This window comes from Rhodococcus sp. (in: high G+C Gram-positive bacteria) (assembly GCF_049286785.1).
In the GTDB taxonomy this organism is placed as follows: Bacteria; Actinomycetota; Actinomycetes; order Mycobacteriales; family Mycobacteriaceae; genus Rhodococcus_F.
Genome location: NZ_JBAQEO010000839.1, coordinates 1 through 4,939, shown reverse-complemented (window position 1 = coordinate 4,939; position 4,939 = coordinate 1). Strand labels below are relative to the sequence as shown.

The window sequence follows — 4,939 nt, the reverse complement described above, 5'->3', positions numbered from 1 at the left end:
AACACCAGAAGGAGGCACTCCTGGTGCGGACACCGGTCCCCGAACACCTACGAGACCCTCTACACCGCTACGCTGGCATCCGCCGCGTAATCCACCACCCGTGTCCACAAGCCGGGGGTAAGGCCCCCAGACCCAGCACCACCGCAGCGCCCACCACGCCGAGCGTGTATGTCGCGGCGCGACGAAACGTCTGTTGGTCACTGCCGGGCTGCTGCGTCATGAGTTCTGCGCGGCTAACCGGCACGGTCCGCCAGTTCCGGGTGTCCGGCCGATCGTGCACAGTGGGCGCAGCAATAGATGTCTCCCGCAGCCTCGACTCCGTGCCCGAGAATGCGGCAACCGCACTGCGCACACTGCGGCGCCATGGCCTGCGCCGCGCATTCGAAGCTGTCGAAGACGGAGGTTCGGTCACCGCGTGTGACGGTGAAGGTCTTGTCGTAATCGTTTCCACAGGTTTCGCAAACAGGCATCCTGTTCCTCCTCGGGTACCAGACGGGCATGTCCGTCCGAAGGATGTCCGTCTTGGTTACCCGTACGGGACGCCCTGAATCAGGGGCTCACTGCCGAACACCGTCACCTCCGCACGAGACAGCGCCCCCCACCGGATGTCGGTGGGGGGCGCTGTCTGCGAGGAACAGTATTCGCTAGTTCTTTCGGCCCGGCGCCTTGGCGCCAGCCTTGAACCCGAGCCCGCCGGGCTTGGCCTCCGGCGGGGCGGCTGCGGGGGCAGCACCGTCACCGTTCGTTTCCTCGGCCCGAGCAGATCCGGACTTCGGTGCCGCAGCCTCAGGTGCTGCGGCCTTCAGCGCAGCTGCCTTGGGAACTTCAGCTTTCACCGGAGCCGCCTTGCGAGCCCCGGGTGCCTTGGCGCCGCTCTTGAAGCCCAGTCCACCGGCCTTGGGGGCCGGGGGAGCCTTGGGCGCTTCGGCGGCAGGTGCCTCCGGAATTGCGGCGGATTCGGCTGCTGCGGGTGCCTCCGGCTCGGCCGCCGGTGCAGCATCTGCTGCCGGTGCGGCCTTGGCGCCGGGTGCCTTCGCCTTGCCCTTCATCTGCAGGCCCTTGCCCGGCGCCTTCGCACCGGACGCGACTCCGAGACCCTTCGCCCGGGGAGCCTCGGCTGCGGGAGCTTCGGCTGCGGGAGCCTCTGGAGCTGCCGGCGCCTCGGCAGCCGCAGCCTTCGCGCCGGGAGCCTTGGCGGCACCCTTCATCTGCAGACCCTTGCCGCCCGGTGCCTTCGCGCCACCGGCGAGTCCCAGTCCCTTGGGCTGGGGTGCCGCAGGGGCCTCGGCACCGTCTGCCGCGGCCTCGGCGGCCGCAGGCTTCTTGGCGCCGGGAGCCTTCGCGCCGGGAGCCTTGGCGCCGGGAGCCTTGGCCAGGCCCTTCATCGCCAGGCCCTTGCCGGCCGGAGCCTCCTTGGCGGCAGATGTCTCCGCCGCCTCCTCGACCTTCTCGACGCGCTCCTTCTCGACCACTGCGGCCTTGGCCTCCGCCGCGACGGGTTCCTTCGGCTTCTCCGCCGGCTTTTCCCGAGGAACCACCTTGATGTTCTCGGTGAGCTTCTCCGGCTCGAGGCGAGTGATGGACGAGAGCATCAACTGTGCGACATCCACTACCTCGACGCCCTCGCCCTGACCGGATTCCTGCCGGGCGGTGAGACCGTCGTTGAGCATGACCCGGCAGAAGGGGCAGCCCGTCGCGATCTTCGTTGTCGCCGTGTCGAGTGCTTCGTCGACCCGGTCGATGTTGATGCGCTTACCGATCTTCTCTTCCATCCACATGCGGGCGCCTCCGGCACCGCAGCACATGGAACGTTCACCGTGACGCGGCATCTCTTTCAGCTTGGCGCCGGAGGCCTCCATCAGCTCACGCGGCGCGTCGTACACCTTGTTGTGACGGCCCAGGAAGCATGGGTCGTGATAGGTGACGTCCTCGCCGACGGATGCGACGGGGATCAGCTTCTTCTGCCGCACCAGGCGGTTGAGCAGCTGGGTGTGGTGGACAACCTCGTAGTCGCCACCGACCTGCGGGTACTCGTTGCCCAGGGCGTTGAAGCAGTGCGCACACGTCACGACGATCTTGCGCTTGCGCTGCTCCACGCCGTCGAACACCGAGTTCAGCATTTCGATGTTCTGCATGGCGAGCTGCTGGAACAGGAACTCGTTACCCGCCCGGCGAGCGGAGTCGCCGGTGCAGGTCTCGTCGGCGCCGAGCACCATGAACTTGACGCCCGCAGTGGCGAGCAGTTCGGCGACGGCCTTGGTGGTCTTCTTGGCCCGATCCTCGTAGGCGCCGGCGCAGCCGACCCAGAAGAGGTACTCGTAGTCCTCGAAGCTGTCCGCATCCTGGCCGAAGACCGGGATGTCGAAGTCCATCTCGCTGATCCAATTGAGCCGGTCCTTGGAGTTCTGACCCCAGGGGTTGCCCTTGTTCTCGAGATTCTTGAACAGGCCGGCCAGCTCGGACGGGAACTCCGACTCGATCAGGACCTGGTAGCGGCGCATGTCGATGATGTGGTCGACGTGCTCGATGTCGACCGGGCACTGTTCGACGCACGCACCGCAGTTGGTGCAGCTCCACAGCGTCTCCGCGTCGATCACCGGGGCAAGCTCACCCTCGGTGGTCTCGCCGACCAGCTTGCGCTGCGCTTCCCGGCGCGCAGCCTCCGGGATCTTGGCCAGTGCGGCCTCGTCGACGTTGCCGTCGGCGTCGACCAGTCCGACCTCGTCGCCGCCCATGTCCGTGCGGCCACCCGCCAGCAGGTACGGGGCCTTGGCGTTGCCGTGGTCACGCAGCGAGGTGATGAGCAGCTTCGGCGACAAAGGCTTGCCGGTGTTCCACGCGGGGCACTGTGATTGGCAACGACCGCATTCGGTGCAGGTGCTGAAGTCCAGCCAGCCCTTCCAGGAGAAGTCCTCGATGTTCCCGGCGCCGAACGTGTCGGTGTCGGGATCGGCGTCCTCCATGTTGATGGGCTTGCCCTTGGACATCATCGGCTTGGCCGCACCGAGGGCGACACCGCCGTCGTCCTCGCGCTTGAAGTAGATGTTGAAGAAGGCCGCGAAGCGGTGCCAGGCCACGCCCCAGGTGATGTTGCGGCCCACGATGTACAGCCAGATCATGCCGGACATCAGCTTGACGAAAGCGAAGACGGCGACCATGTTCGGGCTGGCCGGCAGCAGTTTGGCCAGATTCATCGTGAAGAAGTCGGTCCAGGCGTTGGAGTGCCCGTAGGTTGCGATCTTGCCGGCCTTGACGAAGACCATGCCGAGACCCTCGATGAGGACGACGGCTTCGACGAAGTATGCGGCGTTGAAGTTCGATCCCGCGAAGCGCGACAGCCGTTCGGGCCGACGCGGGTGGTTGAGCTGGCGAATCACGATCAGGGTGGTGATACCGATGACGGTGCCCAGGCCCAGGATCTCGTCGATGAAGTGGTAGACCGCAGTGTTGCCGATCAGTGGCCAGTGGAACTCGGGGTCGAATGTCTGCCCGTAGGCCTCGAACCACACGATGGCGCCGAGCATGAAGCCGACCATGACAAGCCAGTGCGCCCAGCCGACCGTGCGGAATTTGCTCATGCGGGTATGAGCGACGAACTCGATCACCATCTGCTTGAAGCGCGGGAAGAAGGGTCGCCAGCGATCCGGGGCCGACTGGCCGATCCGTACGATGTCGACCATCTTCACGACGCCACTTATGAAGGCGAACCAACATACGAGGCTCAGCAGCACGCCGATGGTGCCCAACGTGATCGTCAGGGCATTCATGTCGCGGCCTTTCGTTTCAGGGCGGCGCGGTGACCGCCTCGGGACTGCTCATGATCCTAACCCGCCATAAGTTACCCACCGGTAACTACATAGTTCTACCGGCGGGTAACAGCGCTGAGGCAGCGCGTGCGCGCCAACGGCGTAGCCGTTGGCATGTGGTGCATGGCACTGATGGGCATATCTTGGCCCCACGTTATGTGGTCCGCTGCGAGACGTTCACCAAAGGTTGCCCTAACCTCTGGTCGTCGCCGCACCGGTGTCCGTCCGACACCCATGACGTCGGGAGCCGGAGGTGCTCCGGTCTCGTAATTCGAATGATCTGCAACAAATGCAATTCGGCGACAGAACGGCAGCTCGGTTGTTTACTCAATTTGCGCCAATGACCAATTCCGCCGCGCGTCCGCTGTTACTGTGAGCGTGCTTCCGGCCCTGGCCGGCACGGTCGAACCGGGGGAGGGCTCGGACTGTGCACATCGATCAATTCACAACTCGTCGGGACGTTCCTGAAAAGAGGCATCAATGATCGTGAAGAAAGCAGCAGTGACGGCAGGGGTGGCAGTGGCCGCCATGGGACTCGGCGCGGGGGTGTCGCACGCGGCGCCGGAGTTCACGCCGCCGCCGGCAGCCGCCCCGGTGGCGACGTCACCGCTTCCCTTTCATGACGTGGCATCACGTCAGGAGACCGACCGCGCGTTCTCCCAGTTCGGCAGCCAGGTCGGCATCGCCGTCACGGTGGGCAGCCTTGCGGGCACCGTTGCCGGTGCCGGGATCGGCTGTGTGGTTAGCGCGGCGGCCGGCTGCATTCCCGGCGCGGTGACCGGTGCGGGGATCGGTGCCGTCATAGGCACGATCGTCGCCGGTGGTCCCACATTGGCAGTCAGCGCCTGGCAACTGTACGAGACGTACAACGCCGCACCCGGAACGTCGGTCTATGCGGGAGAGTTCAAGTAGCTTCTAGGACTGTCGGGCCCCGCTGCACTCGTCGTGCAGCGGGGCCCTTCTTCTGTCGGTTGCAAAAGGGCGGACGCGGTCGCGCGTTGGAACGGGGTTCATCCCCGTTTGTGGACAACTTTGTGGATGGAAGTTCGGGTGCCTACGGTTCGTTGCGTGCGCTCCGCCGCCTTTCTCTTGATTCCAATACTTGAACTCACTCTTGATTCGCAAAACTATTT

At 65.2% G+C, this 4,939-nt stretch carries 3 protein-coding genes; 1 reads left to right on the top strand and 2 read right to left on the bottom strand.

From position 1 onward, the window contains the following. Window positions 1-233: 233 nt before the first annotated feature. Window positions 234-470: a hypothetical protein gene (locus WAW17_RS30040; RefSeq protein WP_422336498.1), complete on the bottom strand. Its 237-nt coding sequence runs from the start codon at window positions 468-470 to the stop codon at window positions 234-236. Between the two features lie 174 nt (window positions 471-644). Then, window positions 645-3,767, bottom strand: coding sequence for a (Fe-S)-binding protein (locus WAW17_RS30035; protein WP_422336497.1), 3,123 nt, complete (start codon window positions 3,765-3,767; stop codon window positions 645-647). Window positions 3,768-4,286: 519 nt separating this feature from the next. On the opposite strand from WAW17_RS30035, the gene WAW17_RS30030 reads away from it, so the two are divergent. Continuing rightward, window positions 4,287-4,718 (top strand): hypothetical protein, encoded by a 432-nt coding sequence (locus tag WAW17_RS30030; RefSeq protein WP_422336496.1) that lies wholly within the window; start codon window positions 4,287-4,289, stop codon window positions 4,716-4,718. Window positions 4,719-4,939 lie beyond the last annotated feature (221 nt).